Annotated in this window: 20 protein-coding genes; 6 read left to right on the top strand and 14 right to left on the bottom strand. The window is 72.3% G+C overall.

What is annotated here, in order from left to right; translation table 11 throughout:
- Positions 1-498: 498 nt before the first annotated feature.
- From N4P33_RS20420 to N4P33_RS20410, 3 genes are all read right to left on the bottom strand, one after another.
- On the bottom strand, positions 499-1,077 hold the full coding sequence (locus N4P33_RS20420) for a sugar kinase (protein WP_260828089.1): 579 nt from the start codon (positions 1,075-1,077) through the stop codon (positions 499-501).
- Positions 1,074-2,213 (bottom strand): ROK family glucokinase, encoded by a 1,140-nt coding sequence (locus tag N4P33_RS20415; RefSeq protein ID WP_260828088.1) that lies wholly within the window; start codon positions 2,211-2,213, stop codon positions 1,074-1,076. Before N4P33_RS20415 ends, N4P33_RS20420 begins: the two co-directional genes overlap by 4 nt.
- A 134-nt stretch (positions 2,214-2,347) precedes the next feature.
- Complete coding sequence (locus N4P33_RS20410; RefSeq protein WP_260828090.1) at positions 2,348-3,085, bottom strand: GntR family transcriptional regulator; 738 nt, start codon at positions 3,083-3,085, stop codon at positions 2,348-2,350.
- A gap of 128 nt (positions 3,086-3,213) precedes the next feature.
- Between N4P33_RS20410 and N4P33_RS20405 the strand changes: the two genes are divergently transcribed.
- The gene (locus N4P33_RS20405) at positions 3,214-4,236 is read left to right on the top strand and encodes a Gfo/Idh/MocA family oxidoreductase (RefSeq protein ID WP_260828087.1); all 1,023 of its coding nucleotides are present in this window, start codon (positions 3,214-3,216) and stop codon (positions 4,234-4,236) included.
- 19 nt (positions 4,237-4,255) lie between these two features.
- Here N4P33_RS20405 and N4P33_RS20400 read toward each other — a convergent pair whose 3' ends face one another.
- The 3 genes from N4P33_RS20400 to N4P33_RS20390 form a co-directional block, all read right to left on the bottom strand.
- Positions 4,256-4,684 carry a PaaI family thioesterase gene (locus N4P33_RS20400; protein WP_260828086.1) on the bottom strand — a complete coding sequence of 143 codons (429 nt, stop codon included), beginning with the start codon at positions 4,682-4,684 and terminating at the stop codon, positions 4,256-4,258.
- Between the two features lie 58 nt (positions 4,685-4,742).
- A complete protein-coding gene (locus N4P33_RS20395; RefSeq protein ID WP_260828085.1) occupies positions 4,743-5,417 on the bottom strand; it encodes a response regulator transcription factor in 675 nt (224 codons plus the stop codon).
- Between the two features lie 153 nt (positions 5,418-5,570).
- Positions 5,571-6,833 carry a sensor histidine kinase gene (locus N4P33_RS20390; RefSeq protein WP_399029821.1) on the bottom strand — a complete coding sequence of 421 codons (1,263 nt, stop codon included), beginning with the start codon at positions 6,831-6,833 and terminating at the stop codon, positions 5,571-5,573.
- 171 nt (positions 6,834-7,004) lie between these two features.
- Here N4P33_RS20390 and N4P33_RS20385 point away from each other — a divergent pair, with 171 nt between their 5' ends.
- Positions 7,005-7,205, top strand: coding sequence for a hypothetical protein (locus N4P33_RS20385; RefSeq protein WP_260828083.1), 201 nt, complete (start codon positions 7,005-7,007; stop codon positions 7,203-7,205).
- Here N4P33_RS20385 and N4P33_RS20380 read toward each other — a convergent pair.
- Positions 7,193-7,588 (bottom strand): ribonuclease domain-containing protein, encoded by a 396-nt coding sequence (locus N4P33_RS20380; RefSeq protein WP_260828082.1) that lies wholly within the window; start codon positions 7,586-7,588, stop codon positions 7,193-7,195. The genes N4P33_RS20385 and N4P33_RS20380 overlap by 13 nt on opposite strands.
- Positions 7,589-7,727: 139 nt before the next feature.
- A complete protein-coding gene (locus N4P33_RS20375; RefSeq protein ID WP_260828081.1) occupies positions 7,728-8,354 on the bottom strand; it encodes a dihydrofolate reductase family protein in 627 nt (208 codons plus the stop codon).
- A gap of 162 nt (positions 8,355-8,516) precedes the next feature.
- On the opposite strand from N4P33_RS20375, the gene N4P33_RS20370 reads away from it, so the two are divergent.
- Positions 8,517-9,272 (top strand): SDR family oxidoreductase, encoded by a 756-nt coding sequence (locus N4P33_RS20370; protein WP_260828080.1) that lies wholly within the window; start codon positions 8,517-8,519, stop codon positions 9,270-9,272.
- Positions 9,273-9,346: 74 nt separating this feature from the next.
- Here N4P33_RS20370 and alc read toward each other — a convergent pair whose 3' ends face one another.
- Positions 9,347-10,462 (bottom strand): allantoicase, encoded by a 1,116-nt coding sequence (gene alc / locus N4P33_RS20365; protein WP_260828079.1) that lies wholly within the window; start codon positions 10,460-10,462, stop codon positions 9,347-9,349.
- A gap of 34 nt (positions 10,463-10,496) precedes the next feature.
- The gene (gene allB / locus N4P33_RS20360; RefSeq protein ID WP_260828078.1) at positions 10,497-11,837 is read right to left on the bottom strand and encodes an allantoinase AllB; all 1,341 of its coding nucleotides are present in this window, start codon (positions 11,835-11,837) and stop codon (positions 10,497-10,499) included.
- A gap of 260 nt (positions 11,838-12,097) precedes the next feature.
- On the opposite strand from allB, the gene N4P33_RS20355 reads away from it, so the two are divergent.
- Positions 12,098-12,907 (top strand): IclR family transcriptional regulator, encoded by an 810-nt coding sequence (locus N4P33_RS20355; RefSeq protein WP_260828077.1) that lies wholly within the window; start codon positions 12,098-12,100, stop codon positions 12,905-12,907.
- A gap of 158 nt (positions 12,908-13,065) precedes the next feature.
- Here the strand turns inward: N4P33_RS20355 and N4P33_RS20350 are convergent, their stop codons facing one another.
- Positions 13,066-13,380 carry a DUF5955 family protein gene (locus N4P33_RS20350; RefSeq protein ID WP_313904546.1) on the bottom strand — a complete coding sequence of 105 codons (315 nt, stop codon included), beginning with the start codon at positions 13,378-13,380 and terminating at the stop codon, positions 13,066-13,068.
- 176 nt (positions 13,381-13,556) lie between these two features.
- Between N4P33_RS20350 and N4P33_RS20345 the strand changes: the two genes are divergently transcribed.
- A complete protein-coding gene (locus N4P33_RS20345) occupies positions 13,557-14,171 on the top strand; it encodes an NTP transferase domain-containing protein (RefSeq protein ID WP_260828075.1) in 615 nt (204 codons plus the stop codon).
- A gap of 192 nt (positions 14,172-14,363) precedes the next feature.
- The gene (gene aceB, locus N4P33_RS20340) at positions 14,364-15,989 is read left to right on the top strand and encodes a malate synthase A (protein WP_260828074.1); all 1,626 of its coding nucleotides are present in this window, start codon (positions 14,364-14,366) and stop codon (positions 15,987-15,989) included.
- Positions 15,990-15,992: 3 nt separating this feature from the next.
- Here the strand turns inward: aceB and N4P33_RS20335 are convergent, their stop codons facing one another.
- The 3 genes from N4P33_RS20335 to N4P33_RS20325 all read right to left on the bottom strand — a co-directional run.
- Positions 15,993-16,277, bottom strand: a complete 285-nt coding sequence (locus N4P33_RS20335) for a SelT/SelW/SelH family protein (RefSeq protein ID WP_260828073.1) — start codon at positions 16,275-16,277, stop codon at positions 15,993-15,995.
- On the bottom strand, positions 16,274-17,188 hold the full coding sequence (locus N4P33_RS20330; RefSeq protein ID WP_260828072.1) for a HipA family kinase: 915 nt from the start codon (positions 17,186-17,188) through the stop codon (positions 16,274-16,276). Before N4P33_RS20330 ends, N4P33_RS20335 begins: the two co-directional genes overlap by 4 nt.
- A 105-nt stretch (positions 17,189-17,293) precedes the next feature.
- Positions 17,294-17,589, bottom strand: a 296-nt coding sequence (locus N4P33_RS20325; RefSeq protein ID WP_260828071.1) for a hypothetical protein, incomplete at its 5' end; no start/stop codon positions are given.

Here is a 17,589-nt window from a genome sequence, read left to right as displayed (position 1 = left end):
GGCCGGGTGCGCCGCGGGATCGTGCCGCGCCCGCACCAGCAGGGGGAGCGCCGCGTCGAGGGGCAGGGACAGGGCGGGGACGGTCCGCCGCCGCACACCGGCGCCGTGCGGTCGTACGACGGTGAGCTGTGTCGCTGCCACGCCCCCGGCTCCATCCGCTTCCAGCGGTGCCCGGTTCGAACCCTGCCCAGCCTCGGCGTCCCCGGCCTCCGTGTCCGGCCCGCCCGGCCCGGACAAAGAGTCACCCTCGGGGTCGTAAAAAGCGATCCGCCCCTCGCACGGCACAGCCCCGGGCAGGAAGACGGCCGGAAGGCGGAGTGACACACCCGGCTCCCCCTCGCCGGCCCCCGGGGACATGCCCCGCGCGGCCACCGCGGTGCCCTCGCTCATACGTCCTGTCACCTCCCGCCCGTCTGCCCGATCAGTCGTCTTCGACTCTACGGGCGGGGTCTGACAATCGGCCCCGGCGGCCGGTTCAGGAAGGCCCGGCGGTCACCGTCAGGGCACGGTCCGGGAGACGAGGTACACCCTCGGATAGCCGGGCTTGTCGTGGTTGACGACGACGTCGTGCGTGGGCGCCGGGTTCTTCTGCTTGTGGACCAGGCCCGACCACGTGCCGGGGCCGTCGAAGCGCCAGCCGGTGATCTGCCGGTCGCGTTCGCCGATGGTGAGGTCGCCCCGGTCCAGGTCGTCCGGAGTGACGCCCATGCTGGTGAGGAACGCGTTCAGGCCCGCGTCGGTGGTCTCGAACTCGACGTAGAGACGGCTGGTCTTCCAGTTGTTCGTCTCGTAGTACGCCACCCACCAGGCCGGGTGCGGTATCGGCACCTGGTAGATGCGGCGCTGCACCTTCGACGGCCAGCCCTCGGTCAGACCGGTCGCCGCGTATTTCGCCTCCTTGTCCTTGCCGCTGGCCCGGCTCTGGTTCGCGGAGATCACCAGGTACCCGGCCGGGATGCCGATGAGCAGCACGATGATCAGCAGGGTGAGCGCACGGCGGCGGATCATGTGCCGGCGGTCCTCGGCCGGCCGGGGCCGCTCCGGGGCGCCGCTCTGGCGGGGAAGATCGCCGTTCACAGGGCCTCCCGGGTCGTACGGCGGAACTGTGCGTACTTCTCGTAGCGCTCGACACGGCGGCGCTTGGCGCGGCGGAAGCGGCGGGCGACCAGTCGGGCCAGGTCGGCGGCGCCCACCATGCCGGCCTCGGGCCCGAGCTGGGCGCGGACGATGCGGGCCTCGGGGCGGTAGCCGCGGCCGGTGAGGTGGCGCTTGAAGGCGTCGCGCGCGGGGCCGATCAGCAGGTCGTCGGCGGCCGAGACGCCGCCGCCGATGACGAAGCAGGACGGGTCGAGGGCGGCGGCGAGGTTGGCGATGCCGACGCCGAGCCACTGGCCGATGTCCTGGAGCAGCTCGATGCACATGGCGTCGCCCTCGCGCGCCAGCTCGGTGATCATCGGGCCGGTGATGTCGGCGATGTTGCCCTTGACGTGCTCGATGATCCCGTACGCGACCGGCGAGTCGGCGGCGGCCAGCTCGCGGGCCTCGCGCACCAGGGCGTTGCCGGAGCTGTACTGCTCCCAGCAGCCGCGGTTGCCGCAGGGGCAGCGGTGTCCGCCGGGGACGACCTGCATATGGCCGAACTCGCCGGCGACCCCGTACTTGCCGCGCTTGACCTGGCCGTCCTCCAGGATCGCGCCGCCGATGCCCGTACCGAGGGTGATCATGACGAGGTGGTCCTCGCCGCGGCCAGCGCCGAAGCGCCACTCGGCCCAGGCGGCGGTGTTGGCGTCGTTGTCCACCAGGACGGGGACCGCGAGGCGGCCGGCGATGCGGTCGCGCAGGGGCTCGTTGCGCCAGGACAGGTGGGGGGCGAAGAGCACGCGGTTGCGGTCGGCGTCGACCCAGCCGGCGGCGCCGATACCGACGGCGTGCACGTCGTGCCGGTCGGAGAGGTCGAGGACCAGTTCGACGATGGTGTCCTCGACGACCTTGGGGCTCTTGGACTTGTCCGGGGTCTCGGTGCGGAGCTTCTCGAGGATGTTGCCGTCCGCGTCGACGACGCCTGCCATGACTTTGGTGCCGCCGATGTCGATGCCCACGGTCGGGACGCGGGGGGCCGACAGGTGGGACCGGCGCTCGCGGGTGCCGACGGTTTTGAGGACCGGGGCACGGCGGGAGCCGATGGGGGCCGTGAAGTCGCGGTAGGTGCTCATCGGGTGCGATTGTGCCGTACGGCTGTGCTGGGTGCCGAACGGTTCAGGGGTGGGTGGGCTCCTGTTTCGTTGCCGGGTGCGGGTGCGTTGTGGTACTTCGCGCAGTTCCCCGCGCCCCTGACGCCGGCTGTAGTTCAGCTTCTGACCAAGAGCTGGAACTCGAAGCTGTAGCGGCTCGGGCGGTACGTGTGTGTGCCGTACTCCACTGCTCGGCCCGTGTCGTCGTATGTGACGCGTTGCATGGTGAGCAGGGGGGCGCCGGGGGGCTCGGAGAGGCGGTCGGCCTCCGGCTCGGTGGCCGCTCTCGCGCCGATGGTCTGGCGGGCGCTGTGCAGGGTGATGCCGGCCGCGCGCATCAGGCGGTACAGGCCCGTGGCCTCCAGTTGGGCGGTGTCGAGGTCGAGAAGGCCGGGGGGCAGGAAGTTGCACAGGTACGCCATCGGCTCGCCGTGGGCGAGGCGGAGGCGTTCGACGCGGTGGACCTCGCTGTCCTCGGGGACGCCGAGGGCGGCGGCCACCTCGGCGGACGCGGCGACGACCGTGTTGACCAGGACCTTCGTGGCGGGGCGCTGGCCGGCGGACTCCAGGTCGTCGTAGAGGCTGCTCAGTTCCAGGGGGCGTTTGACCTGGCTGTGCACGACCTGGGTGCCGACTCCGCGGCGGCGGACCAGCAGGCCCTTGTCGACGAGGGACTGGATCGCCTGGCGGACGGTCGGACGGGACAGGCCGAGCCGGGCCGCGAGCTCGATCTCGTTGCCCAGCAGGCTGCCGGGGGTCAGCGTGCCGTGCTCGATGGCGGCCTCCAGCTGCTGGGACAGCTGGAAGTACAACGGCACGGGGGAGCTGCGGTCCACGCTCAGCTCCAGCTGCACGGTCGGGTCCACGTCTGGTTTCGGCACGGCCCGAGCGTAGCTCCGTGCGCTGTTGACGGGAAGTTGTGTAGTTCGGTTGTCCGGACATACGGATTGACAGGGCGGGGTGCGGGCCGCACTTTGTTTCCATGCGCATCGGGGTCATCGGTACGGGCCGCATCGGCACCCTTCACGCCCACACGCTCAGCAGGCACCGCGACGTCGGCTCGCTGATCCTGACGGACGCCGATCCGGCGCGCGCCCAGGCGCTCGCCCAGCGGCTGGGCGAGACCGCGGCGCCCGGGGTGGACGAGATCTACACCTGGGGCGTGGACGCGGTGGTGATCACGACGGCGACGTCGGCGCATGCCGAACTGATCGGGCGGGCTGCGCGCGCCGGGCTGCCGGTGTTCTGCGAGAAGCCCATCGCGCTGGACCTCCCGGGCACGTTGCAGGCGCTCGCGGAGGTGGAGACGGCCGGGACCGTGCTGCAGATGGGGTTCCAGCGGCGGTTCGACCGCGGGTACGCGGGCGCGCGCGAGGCGGTGCGCTCGGGGCGGCTCGGCCGGCTGCACACCGTGCGGGCGATGACCAGCGACCCGGAGCCGCCGCCCGCCGGGTATCTGCCGCAGTCGGGCGGGCTGTACCGGGACACGCTGATCCACGACTTCGACATCCTGCGCTGGGTGACCGGCCGGGAGGTGGCGGACGTGTACGCGGCCGGGTCGGACGCCGGGCCCGCGATGTTCCGGGAGGCGGGCGACGTCGACACGGGCGCGGCGCTGCTCACCCTGGACGACGGCACGCTCGCCACGCTCACCGCGACGCGGATGAACGGCGCCGGGTACGACGTGCGCATGGAGCTGGCCGGGGAGCGGGACCAGATCGCGGTCGGGCTGGACGACCGTACGCCGATCGCGTCCACCGAGCCGACCGGGCCGCCGGCCGCGGACAAGCCGTGGACCGGGTTCCTGGAGCGGTTCGGACCGGCGTACGAGGCGGAGCTGGTCGCGTTCGTCGAGGTGGTGCGGGGCGAGCGGGCCAACCCCTGCGACGGGCGGGAGGCCTTGCAGGCGCTACGGATCGCGGAGGCGTGCGAGCTGTCCCGGCGCGAGCGCAGGCCGGTCCGGCTCGCGGAGATCCCGGGCGGGGCGGCGGCGCTCTTCGGGTGACCCTGGAGGGTGAGGAGCGTCAGGGGGCCGGGACCGGCAGGACCGTGCCCTGGGCGACCGCGCAGAGTGTCTCGGAGCCGTCCTCGCCGGTCATCAGCAGGTCGCAGCGGACCACGGCCTGCCGCCTGCCCGCGTGCACGACCTGCGCGCGAGCGCGCAGCGTGCGGCCGATGGCCGGGCGGAGGTACTGGATGGAGAAGCCGCCGGTGAGGACGTGCGGGCCGAGAGCGGCGCCGCCCGCGAAGGTGAGGGCGTTGTCGGCGGCGTAGGACAGGACGCCGCCGTGCAGGAAGCCGTGCTGCTGGTGGAGTTCCTCTCGGACGTCGATCTCCAGGGTGGCGCCGCCGTCCCCGAAGGCGGTCACCCGCGCGCCCACCAGCCGGCTGAAGGGCTGGCTGTCCAGGGCTTGTTGGGCCGTGGCGAGGTCGAGGGCGGCGGTCTCGGTCATGGCGGCGAGGGCTCCTTCGGGCGGGTCGGTCACGCCGGGCGCGGCGTCCCAGTGTCCCTCAGCGGTCCTCGGCGTCCTCCAACAGGCCCGCGTCATAGGCGAGCAGGGCGATCTGGACGCGGTTGTTGAGGTCGAGCTTGGCCAGGATGCGCGAGACGTGGGTCTTGACGGTGGCCACGCTCATGAACAGCTCCGCGGCGATCTCGGCGTTGGCGAGACCCCGGCCGACGGCGACGGCGACCTCGCGCTCGCGGTCGTTGAGGGCGGCGATGCGCTCACGCGCGCGTGCGTGGCGGGTGTCGGCGGCGGTTCCGGCCGCGTGCTGCATCAACTGCCGGGTGACGGTGGGCGAGAGCACGGGATCGCCGGCCGCCACTCTGCGTACCGCGTCGAGGATGTCGGCGGGCGGGGTGTCCTTGAGGACGAACCCGGCGGCTCCGGCGCGCAGGGCGCGCAGCACCTGCTCGTCGGCGTGGAAGGTGGTGAGCACGACGACCTGCGGGGCGTCCGTGCGCCGGCGCAGCCGCTCGGTGGCGGTCAGGCCGTCCACGCCCGGCATCCGGATGTCCATGAGGACCACGTCCGGGTGGGTGCGGTCCACCAGCGCCTCGACCTCACCGCCGTCGGCGGCCTCACCGACGACCTCGATGTCACCGGCGCCGCCCATCATGAAGGACAACCCGGCCCGCACCAGCGGGTCGTCGTCGACGAGGAGCAGTCTGATCGCAGTCATGGGGCCTACGTAATCATGGTTGTCGGCGGCTGGGGGCGGGCCGATCACGGTGGTCGGGGGGCCGGCTCGATCACGGTGGTCGAGGGCAGGGGCCTGCTCGATCACGGTTCTTCGGAGGCGGACGTGATCCCGGTCGCCACGGGCGCGTCCCCGCTACGCCCACGGCAGCCGTGCCCGTACCTCGAACCCGCCGTCGGGTGCCGGACCGTGCTCCAGGGTGCCGCCCGCCAGGGTGGCGCGTTCGGTGAGGCCGATCAGCCCCTGCCCGGCGCCTGGCACGTGCGGTACGTCCCCCTCGGGGCGCGGATTGCGTACGGCGACGGCGAGCCCCTCCCCCGGGCCGCCGGTGACGCTCACGGTGACCTCCGTGCCGGGGGCGTGCTTGCGGGCGTTGGTCAGGCCCTCCTGGGCGATGCGGTAGGCGGTGCGGCCGATGGACGCGGGGACGGCCGAAGGGTCGGTGACCCGCTGGTCGAGGGTGACCTTCATGCCGGCCTCGCGGGACTCGGCGACCAGGGTGTCCAGCGCCGCGAGGGTGGGCTGCGGGCGGCCCGCGTCGTCGGACTCGCCGGCGCGCAGTACGCCGATGATCTCCCGGAGGTCCTGCAGGGCCTCGTGGGCGGACTCCCGGATGACCCCGGCCGCGCGGGCGACCTCCTCGCGGGGCGCGTCGGGCCGGAACTCCAGCGCGCCCGCGTGCACGCTGAGCAGGGTCAGGCGGTGGGCGAGGACGTCGTGCATCTCCCGGGCGATGGCCTCCCGGGCGAGCCGCTGCGCCTGCTCGGCCCGCAGCCGTGCCTCGGTCTCGGCGCGCCGGGCCCGGTCACGCAGGCTCAGCATGAGCCGCCGTTTGGACCTGGCGAGCATGCCCCAGCCCGCGACCGCGGAGATGAGCACCCAGCTGAAGGCGACGGCCGCGACGTACGGCAGTCCGGGTTCGGGCCGCAGCCAGAAGTAGAGGGGCTGCAGCGCGAGATCGACGCCGCCCACCCAGGCGACGTACCGGAAGGGCCGGTGCACGGCGAGGGTGAACAGGGCGATCAGGGCGGCGCCGCCCGCGGTGGCCGAGACGAAGGAGACGGGGACCATCGCCACGGCCAGCCCGACCGGCCAGCGGCGGCGGAGCCATACGGCGCCGCAGGCGAGCGCGCCGATCAGCTGGTCGGCGGCCTCGATGCCCGGGGACAGGTTCGTCTCGTTCTGCAGGGTGTCGACCGTGAGCAGGCCGATGACGACGGCGAGCAGGAAGCTCGTGAAGTCGACGACCCAGTCGCGCACGGTACGCCGGGGCCGCCGGCCGCCCGGATGCCCCGGCCTCGGGTCGAGCTCCTCGACCAGCGCCGACGGCAGCAGCCAGCGGCGCGAGGGGAACGCCGGGACGGTCGGGGCCGGTTCGTCTGTCCTCACGGTCGACAAATCTACGCGGGGTGACACGCCGGGTCCCCCGCGTCGGCCGGATCACCGACCAAAGTCGCCGCACCGCAGACTTTCGGCGCACCGGCCGCCGCGAGGGAGGATCTTCCGTAGGCCCGCATCCAACCCCGCGACCGATGCACACATGGCACCCGCGCGGCGACGCTCGGTGCCATGAAGCAACTGCTGGAGTTCCTGGGTTTCCTCGCCGTGGTGCAGGGCGTGGCCGGTCTGCTGCACGAGTTCACCGACTGGCACTGGGGACTGGTGCAGCGGATCGGCTTCCTCGACGGCCACGAGATCTACGTGAGCGCCGCCCTGCTGGTGCTGGGCGGCGCCCTGTTCGCCGCTGCGGCGAGCCGTCAGCAGCCGTAGTCGACGAGGTCGAACGAGGCGTAGTGGTCGGCGGTGTAGTAGTCCTCCTGGTGCTCCTCGCCGGTGACGATCCGGCGGGCGCCGCGGTCGGGGGAACCGGGGGTGATCACCGTGTACTCGTGGTAATAGCCGGTCGACTGGCTGGGCAGGATGCCCTCACGGTTCTGGAAGACGGTCCCGTCCTGTTCGTACGGGAAGGGGCCGCCCTGCTCGATCAGGTCCAGGGTGTCGTGCGCCTGCGAGGGCAGGTCGCTGTAGCAGATGTCGCCGACCGCTGCCGGGGCGGCGCCTGCGGGGGTCGCTGTGACGGTGCCGCCCACGAGGAGGGCGGACAGGATTGCGGCTGCTGCGCCGGTCCGGGCGGCGCGTGGGGGGAATCGCATGGCTTCATACTGACGCGCGTAGATGCTGGCATGTCAATGACAACCACAGGATCCTCCCGTCCCGTTCGACGAGTTCGCACGGCGTTCATCTGCCGCCCGGTCACCGCACCGGGCGGCAGGATCAACTCGCGCCCGGGGCCTACGCGTTCTCCGGGAGCTCGTACGAGCCGTACTCCGGGCGGCCGACCCGGTCGTACGACTGGATGGAGACGCCCGCGCCGGTGATGCTCCCGCCGGTGTGGCGGAAGGCGGTCGGGAGGGAGCCCTCCGGGAACAGGCGGCGGCCCGTGCCGAGGACGACCGGGAAGGTCAGCAGGTGGAGGGTGTCCACCAGGTCGGCGGAGAACAGGGACTGGACGAGGGCGCCGCTGCCGTGCACCTGGAGCTCGCCGTCGGTGCGCTCCTTCAGGGCGGTGACCTCCTTGGCGAGGTCGCCGGTGATCACGGTGGTGCCGGACCACTCCGGGTCGGTGAGGGTGCCGGAGACGACGTACTTCGGCAGGGCGTTCAGCTTGCCGGCGACCGGGTCGGCGGGGTCGGTGACCTTCGGCCAGTGGCCGGCGAAGATGTCGTAGGTGCGGCGGCCGAGGAGGAAGGCGCCCACGCGCGAGAAGACGCCGTCGATGAACCGGCCGAAGTCCTCGTCGCCGTACGGGACGCTCCAGCCGCCGTGCTCGAAGCCGTCGCGGGTGTCCTCCCGGGGGCCGCCGGGCGCCTGGTAGACGCCGTCGAGGGTGACGAAGGTGGTGACGACGAGCTTGCCCATGGCGGGTGCCTGCCTTTCCTTGCTCGGGAGCGGTGCGAGTGGTGTGTGCGGTGCTGTGCGGTCATCAGCTCAGACCGTCGCGGCGTCCGCAACTCATCGGTGCGGCAGGTCGACGTCCGTTCGCCGCCAGCACGTGCGGGACGGGGCCGCTGGGATGGAGGCATGAACACACGGACGAAGGTTTCGGAAGACCTGATCGGCAAGGCGGCGCTGGTGACCGGCGGCAGCCGGGGCATCGGCGCGGCGACGGCTCTGCGGCTGGCGCGGGAGGGCGCGGACGTGGCCGTGACCTATGTGCACGGCAAGGACGGGGCAGCGGAGGTGGTACGGGAGATCGAGGCGCTGGGGCGCCGGGCCGTGGCGCTGCGGGCGGACCTGGCCGACGCGGGAGAGGCGGCGGGCGCGGTGGAGCGCGCGGCGGAGGCGCTGGGCGGGCTCGACATCCTGGTCAACAACGGAGGTGTCGGGCTGCTGGGGCCCGTGGAGGGCATCTCGGTGGCCGATCTGGACCGGGTGCTGGCCGTCAATGTGCGGGGCGTCTTCCTCACGTCCCGGGCGGCGGCCTCGCGTATGGGGCCGGGCGCGGCGATCATCACCGTCGGCAGTTGCATGACCCAGCGCGTGCCGGGGCCCGGCGGCACGCTCTACGCGATGACGAAGTCGGCCCTGATCGGCCTGACGAAGGCGCTGGCACGGGAGTTGGGGCCGCGCGGCATCACCGCGAACATCGTCCACCCGGGGCCGGTCGACACCGACATGAACCCGGCGAACGGACCCTTCGCCGACGCCCAGGCGTCCCTGACCGCTCTCGGCCGCTTCGGCACACCGCAGGAGGTGGCGTCGACGATCGCCCACCTGGCGTCGGCCGCGTATGTCACCGGAGCGGAGTTCTCGGTGGACGGCGGCCATGCGGCATAGCCGCACGAGGTGAGGTGCGCGTGGGACGCGCCGCTGCTGTCCAGGGCGGCGCGTCCCACGGGTCTCGGGGTGGGTCAGCCGCCCAGTTCCTGGTGGCGGGCGGTCAGGCGGGCGGTGCCGGTCTCCGTGAGGGAGCCGTGCAGGCGCAGGCGGGAGATGCCGCCGTCGGGGTAGATGTCCACGCGCGCGTGGGTGCCGACGGCGGGCTGCGGGAGCACGAAGCGGTGGTTGGTGTCGGGCTGCATCCGGGTGCGTGGCAGGATCTCCACCCAGTCGCCGGTCTCGCCGTCCTTCACCGACACCGACGCCCAGCCGGCGCTGTTGCCCTTCAGGTAGGCCGTGTCGATCTCGATCGCGCGGATCTCGGACTGCTCCACCAGGCGGTACTGGATCCAGTCGTTGCCCCGGTCGCGGCGCCGGCGGGTCTCCCAGCCGTCGTCCATCTTGCGGGAGCGGCCCGGCTGGATGGTGTTGGTGGCCGGCGAGTAGAAGAGGTTGGAGGCGTCCTCGGCCTGGCCGCCGTTCTCCAGGGCGACGACGTCGAAGGTGCCGAGCGCCTGGAGCCAGGCGGGGTCGGGGACGACCTCGCCGTAGACGCGCAGGCGCGCGATGCCGCCGTCGGGGTGCTGCTTGAGGCGCAGGTGGGTGAAGCGCTGCTCGACGGAGACGGCGAAGCCGTTGGCCGCGTGGCCGCCGACCGCGGTGCGCGGGACCAGGGTGGTCCACTTGATGTCGTCGCCGAGGAGCTCCCCGGGCGACGGCGAGCCGGGTACGGAGGTGGCCTCGACGGACACGGCCTGCGGGTAGTTGCCGCGGAAGTGGGCGGTGTCGACGACGATCCCGCGGACGATGCCCGGTGCGCCGAGGCGGATCAGCGCCCAGTCGTGGTCGTCCTCGGTCGGCCAGGGGTGCTCGGCGGAGGTGCCGCGGCGGCGGCGGGTCTCCCAGCCGTCCATGATCTTGCCCTTGTGGCCGAAGTGCTCGGGGTCGAACTCGGCGCGCTCGGGCAGCAGCAGGTTCTCGCGCTGGGCGAAGAACTCGTCGTTGGCGGCGATGACACCGGCGCCCAGACGGCGGTCGGCCAGGTCGGCGTGGTGGGTGAAGGGGAAGTCGGCGGTGCGGTAGTCCGCGTAGGGGTCGCCGCCCTGGTAGGGGTTCGCGTCGCCGGTGAAGGTCTCGATCGCCGTCACGGTGGTGTGTTCCTGCCTTTCGGTCCGGTGGGTGTCAGTGGGTTCGGGTGAGCAGGCGGCCCTTCGGTGCGGTGAACTCGCCGTCCGCCACGATGCGTTCGCCGCGCAGCCAGGTGGACTTGACGACGCCGTACAGGGTCCTGCCCGCGTACGCGGTCACGCGGTTGCGGTGCTGGAGGGCCGCCGGGTCGACGGTGAAGGTCTCGTCGGGGGCGAGCACGGCGAAGTCGGCGTCGCGGCCGGGGGCGATGGCGCCCTTGCGGTCGTCGAGGCCGACCAGTTCGGCCGTACGGGCCGACATCCAGCGCACGACGTCCTCCAGGCCGTGGCCGCGCCTGCGGGCCTCGGTCCAGACGGCGGCGAGGCTCAGCTGGAGGCCGGAGATGCCGCCCCAGGCGGTGGCGAAGTCGTCCGTCTTGAGGTCGGCGGTGGACGGGGAGTGGTCGGTGACCACGCAGTCGATGGTGCCGTCGGCCAGCGCCTGCCACAGCAGGTCCTGGTTGGCGGCCTCGCGGATGGGCGGGCAGCACTTGAACTCGCTGGCGCCGTCCGGGACTTCCTCGGCCGTGAGGGTGAGGTAGTGGGGGCAGGTCTCGACGGTGACGCGGACGCCCTCGGCCCTGGCCTCGCGGATCAACGGCAGCGCGTCGCTGGAGGACAGGTGCAGGATGTGCACACGCGCGTTCAGGCGCTTGGCCTGGGCGACGAGGTGCGCGATGGCGGTGTCCTCGGCGTCGCGCGGGCGGGAGGCGAGGAAGTCGGCGTACCTGGGGCCGCCGTGCTGCGGGGCGGCGGCGAGGTGGTGCGGGTCCTCGGCGTGCACGATCAGCAGGCCGTCGAAGGCGGCGATCTCGGCGAGGGAGCGGGCCAGCTGCTCCTGGTCGAGGTGCGGGAACTCGTCGACGCCGGACGGGGACAGGAAGCACTTGAAGCCGAAGACGCCGGCGTCGTGCAGCGGGCGCAGGTCCTTGACGTTGCCGGGGAGGGCGCCGCCCCAGAAGCCGACGTCGATGTGCGCCTTGTCGGCGGCGACCTTCTGCTTGACGTGCAGGTTCTCGACGGTGGTGGTGGGCGGGAGGGAGTTGAGCGGCATGTCGACGAGGGTGGTGATGCCGCCGGCCGCCGCCGCTCGGGTGGCGGTCCAGAAGCCCTCCCACTCGGTGCGGCCCGGGTCGTTGACGTGCACGTGGGTGTCGACGAGGCCGGGCAGCAGGACGTGGTCGCCGAGGTCCTCCAGGCGGGCGCCCTCGGGCACCGGGGCGTCGTGGGGCCCGACGGCCGTGATCGTGCCGCCGGCGACCGTGACGGTCGCGGCGCGCGTCCCCTCGGGAGTGATGACCCGCGTCGAGCGCAGCACCAGTTCGGCGTCGGACACCCGGACCCTCCTGACCTTGTGTGGACTTCCAGGACTTCCGCCTGGCGAAATTCAACGTTCTGTTGAAGGAGTCTTCACTCCCGCTCCGGTGCCGTCAAGAGCACCCTTCCCCTACGGGAGCGCTCGCGGTCACCCTCTGGACGTTTCCACAAAGCGGAAATAGAATTCCGTCACACAGAACGTAGCTCTGCACAAGCAGGCAGTCAACCGGCTGCCGGGTAGGCTTTGGCCCTTCCTGCCAGTCCCGAAAGGAACGCGCCGTGCCGACGTCCAGCGCCAGCACCACCGACTCCGCCCGGACCGCCGCCGCCAGCGGTGGCGTGCAGTCCCTCGAGCGCGCCTTCGATCTGCTCGAACGGATGGCGGACGCGGGCGGGGAGGTCGGTCTGAGCGAGTTGTCCGCGAGCAGCGGGCTGCCGCTGCCGACCATTCACCGCCTGATGCGCACACTCGTCGCCTGCGGGTATGTCCGACAGCAGCCGAACCGCCGCTACGCGCTCGGGCCGCGGCTGATCCGGCTCGGCGAGTCGGCCTCGCGGCTGCTCGGCACGTGGGCCCGCCCCTATCTCGCCCGGCTGGTCGAGGAGACCGGGGAGACGGCGAACATGGCGCTGCTCGACGGCGACGAGATCGTGTACGTGGCGCAGGTGCCGTCGAAGCACTCGATGCGGATGTTCACCGAGGTGGGCCGGCGGGTGCTGCCGCACTCCACCGGTGTGGGCAAGGCGCTGCTGGCGTTCTTCCCGCCGGAGGAGGTACGGGCGCTGCTCGCGCGTACGGGGATGCCCGCGGCGACGGAGAAGACCATCACGACGCCGGAGGGTTTCCTCGCCGCGCTGGAGGACGTGCGCCGGCAGGGATACGCGGTGGACGACAACGAGCAGGAGATCGGGGTGCGGTGTCTCGCGGTGCCGGTGCCGGATTCTCCGACTGCGGCGGCGATCTCCATTTCCGGGCCGGCGGGGCGGGTGACCGAGGCGGCGACGGAGAAGATCGTGCCGGTGTTGCAGCAGGTGGCGGCGGAGTTGTCCGAGGTGCTGACGACGTCGGGGGGCGCGTCGGCGTCTTGAGGGTGCGGTCGCGCCGTAGAGGGTCTGCCCTCTTCGGGGTGCGGGTTGAGTGGGGCTGGTCGCGCAGTTCCCCGCGCCCCTGGAGGGGCGCTGTCAGCGCCGTCCGTCCACAGTGCAGCTCTCTTTCGCCGCCCACAGGACCTTCGTCCTCGCGTGCGTCAATTTCTGGGGGACGGGCCGAAGAGGTCCACCGCGTCCCGGACGTCTCTCAGGCCGCCGCCCAGAGCGCTCACCGAGCCGATCGCGCCGGCGATCAGGAGTAACGAGCGGCGCAGGCGGGGGATCTCCGGGGTGCCGCTCAGGGCCATGGCGTCGAGGGCCGCGAGTTCCTCCTCCGCGATGCTGCGGTCGGGGAACTCCGCGGGATGGGCGGCGAGTTGACGGCGCAGCCGGGACACGGCGGAGCGCAGCTCCGTCACCCGTGGGTCCTCGCGGCCGCCGGCCACGCGCCTTTGCTCCACGCTCCGCAACACAGTCCTCCCCCTGGCACGTCGTTGTGCGCATCCCGTCCCCGGCACTCCTTCTCCCCGCCGGTTTCGGTGCGCGCCAGTAAACGCCACCCGACGCCTCCCGCGCCAGTCCGCTGCGTCATCAACTTGCACCACAGCGTGACATCCGGCCCTTCATGCCGGTGCGGTATGCAGGGGGCATGACGACACATCGGGCAAGCGGGGACAACACCCCGGTCGCCGGGCTCCTGCTCGCGGCCGGCGGCGGGCGGCGCCTCGGGGGGCGGCCCAAGGCGCTGCTGACCCACCGGGGGCGGCCGCTGGTGGAGCACGCGGTGCGGATGCTGCGCGAGGGCGGCTGCACGCGCGTGCACGTGGTACTCGGCGCGCGGGCGGACGAGGTGCGGGAGCGGGCCTCGCTGCCGGGCTGTGTGCTCGTCGACAACCCCGCGTGGGAGCAGGGCATGGGGACGTCCCTGCGGGCGGGACTTGAGTCGCTGGCCGGGAGCGGGGCGCGGGCCGCGCTGGTCTCGCTGGTCGACCAGCCGGGGATCGGTGCGCAGGCCGTCGCGCGGGTACTCGGGGCGTACGACTCCCCCGGGTCCCTGGCGTCCGCCGCCTACGACGGCGTCCGCGGCCACCCCGTGCTGTTCGGTGCCGCGCACTGGGCCGGTGTCGCGGCGACTGCGACCGGCGACCGGGGGGCACGCGCCTATCTGAAGGAGCACACGGAGCGGATCACGCTCGTCGAGTGCGGGGACGTGGCCGATCCGTACGACATCGACACCGAGGCCGACCTGGTCCACCTGGAGTGAACGGCGTGGCACCCAGCGCCACCTTCCCTCGACTCAGAGAATCTCGACATCAACAAACCATTGAACTTCCACCATGAGGAAACTACTATCCACTGCTCAGAAGGGCCCGGCCTCTCTCCGGGCGTCCTCAGCCGTACCCGGGTCGACTGGCACCCGGTGCCACGCCATGCACGCGTAAGGAAGTGACAGCTGATGTCCGCACCAGCGCCGTCCCCGCTGGCCATCGTCGACGCCGAGCCCCTGCCCCGGCAGGAAGAGGTCCTCACCGAGCCCGCGCTCGCCTTCGTGGCCGAGCTGCACCGCCGCTTCACGCCCCGGCGTGACGAGCTCCTCGCCCGCCGCGCGGAACGCCGCGCCGAGATCGCCCGCACCTCCACCCTCGACTTCCTCCCCGAGACGGCCGCGATCCGCGCGGACGACTCCTGGAAGGTGGCCCCCGCCCCCGCGGCCCTGAACGACCGCCGGGTCGAGATCACCGGCCCCACCGACCGCAAGATGACCATCAACGCCCTCAACTCGGGCGCCAGGGTCTGGCTCGCCGACTTCGAGGACGCCTCCGCCCCCACCTGGGAGAACGTCGTCCTCGGCCAGCTCAACCTGATCGACGCCTACACCCGGAACATCGACTTCACGGACGAGCGCAGCGGCAAGTCGTACGCCCTGCGCCCGAACGAGGAGCTGGCGACGGTCGTCATGCGCCCGCGCGGCTGGCACCTGAACGAGCGTCACCTCACCGACGCCGACGGCACCCCGGTGCCGGGCGCGTTCGTCGACTTCGGCCTGTACTTCTTCCACAACGCCAAGCGGCTGATCGACCTCGGCAAGGGCCCGTACTTCTACCTCCCGAAGACGGAGTCCCACCTGGAGGCCCGCCTGTGGAACGAGGTGTTCGTCTTCGCGCAGGACTACCTGGGCATCCCGCAGGGCACCGTCCGCGCCACCGTCCTCATCGAGACGATCACGGCCGCGTACGAGATGGAGGAGATCCTCTACGAACTGCGCGACCACGCCTCCGGGTTGAACGCCGGCCGCTGGGACTACCTGTTCTCCATCGTCAAGAACTTCCGTGACGGCGGCGCGAAGTTCGTCCTGCCGGACCGCAACGCGGTGACGATGACCGCCCCGTTCATGCGCGCGTACACCGAACTCCTCGTGCGCACCTGCCACAAGCGCGGCGCGCACGCCATCGGCGGCATGGCGGCGTTCATCCCGTCCCGCAAGGACCCCGAGGTCAACAAGGTCGCCTTCGAGAAGGTCCGCGCCGACAAGGACCGCGAGGCGAACGACGGCTTCGACGGCTCCTGGGTCGCCCACCCCGACCTGGTGCCGATCGCCATGGAGTCCTTCGACAAGGTGCTCGGCGACAAGCCGAACCAGAAGGACCGGCTGCGCGAGGACGTCTTTGTCAAGGCCGAGGACCTCATCGCGATCGACTCGCTCGACGCAAAGCCGACGTACAACGGCCTGGTCAACGCCGTGCAGGTCGGCATCCGCTACATCGAGGCGTGGCTGCGCGGCCTGGGCGCGGTCGCCATCTTCAACCTGATGGAGGACGCCGCCACCGCCGAGATCTCCCGCTCGCAGATCTGGCAGTGGATCAACGCCGGTGTCGTCCTCGACAACGGCGAGAAGGTCACCGCCGAGCTGGCCCGCAAGGTCGCCGCCGAGGAACTGGCGAACATCCGCGCGGAGATCGGCGAGGAGGCGTTCGCGGCGGGCAACTGGCAGCAGGCGCACGACCTGCTGCTGAAGGTGTCCCTCGACGAGGACTACGCCGACTTCCTGACGCTGCCGGCGTACGAGCAGCTCAAGGGCTGAGCCCTACGACGTGCCGTCCGAGTGGCCCAGGGACTTCCCCGGGGCCACTCGGTCGCGTACGGCCCGCTTGACGGCCGTGGGCTCCGGGAAGCCCTGCTCGCGCCGGTCCCACACCACCTCGTCGCCGACCCGGACGACGAAGACACCGCCGGTGCCGGGCCTGAGCGCCAGCTCGGTCAGCTCCTGCTCGAAGGTCGTCAGCAGCTCCTGCGCCAGCCAGGCGGCGCGGGGCAGCCAGCGGCACTGGGTGCAGTACTCGATCTCCACGCGCCGGTCGCCGGATGTCATCGCACGTGCACCGTCCCGTCCTGTTCCACCGCCGGGCGGCCGTGCAGGTCGGGCACCTGCTTGAGCCAGTCCGGACGGCCCCGCTGGGTCCTCTCGGCGCGGAGCGCGTTCTCCGCGGCGATCTGCTGTGCGCTGGGGAAGTCGGTCGGCAGCCAGGCGCCGGACGCCCGCACGCGCGCGTGGAGGTACGACACATACGCCTCGCGCGCCGCGTCGGGCGAGGTGAACCCCGGCTCGCCGTCCAGCCAGGCGTCGGGCACCTCGGCCGCGATGGACCGCAGCAGCTCCTCGGTCACCTTGGGCGCGAGTTCGGCGTCCGCGGCGCGTACGTCGGGCCCGTACTGCCCGAGCGCGTGGTGCCGGAAGTCGTAGGCCTTCGCGGGGTCGGTGCCGTCCCAGCGGTGGTGGAAGACGAGCGCCGCCCCGTGGTCGATGAGCCACAGCCGGGGCCGGGCCACCCCGAGCGTCGGCCACACGACGAGGTTGGAGCTGTGCACGGTCCGGTCGACGTTCACGGTGAGCGCGTCGAGCCAGACGATCCGGCCCGCCTCCACCGGATCGACCGCGAACTCCTCGGCGACCTCGGGCGTGAAGTCCCGCGCGCCCGGCAGATAGTCCATGCCGAGATTGACCCCGGCGCTGGAGGTGTGCAGCTCGCGCACCTCCTGGTGCGGCTCGTCCCCGGCGATCGACGGATCGAAGTGCACCAGCACCAGCTCCGGGAACCGCAGCCCCAGCGCCCGCGCCAGCTCCCCCACGATCACCTCGGCGACCAGCGCCTTGCGCCCCTGCGCGGAGCCGGTGAACTTCACGACGTACGTGCCGAGGTCGTCGGCCTCCACGATGCCGGGGACGGAACCGCCGGACCGCAGGGGGGCGACATAGCTGGTGGCGGCGACCTCTCTCAACATCGTCCGAGCATAGTAACCGGGCGTGACCGCCGGAGGGGGGCCGCATGGGACGGGGGCCAACGGGACGGGGCCGACGGAACGGGGCCGGGAGCGTCGTGCCGGCGGTCAGGGCCCGAGGCGGAAACCCCCGTCGACGGGGATGGCCGCGCCGGCGACATCACCTTCCACCACCGCACCGGCCTGCGCACCAAGGCGGCCTTCAGCGCACCGGGCACCTACGTCCTGCTCGGTCGCGAGCCACGTCTGAAACCCTGACGCGGACCTGATGGCCGTCGCCCCGCCCCGGCCCGCGCCGGAGACCGGCGAGGCGAGGAATCGGGCGCCGGAACCATGACGCCTGCCGTCCGCGGCCGAGGGCCCGGCGAACGCAGCGGGCGCCCCGGCCGCGTGCTGGGCCGGGG

It is taken from the genome of Streptomyces sp. 15-116A, from assembly GCF_025290915.1.
GTDB lineage: Bacteria > Actinomycetota > Actinomycetes > Streptomycetales > Streptomycetaceae > Streptomyces.
This window is presented reverse-complemented; position numbering and strand designations above follow the sequence as displayed.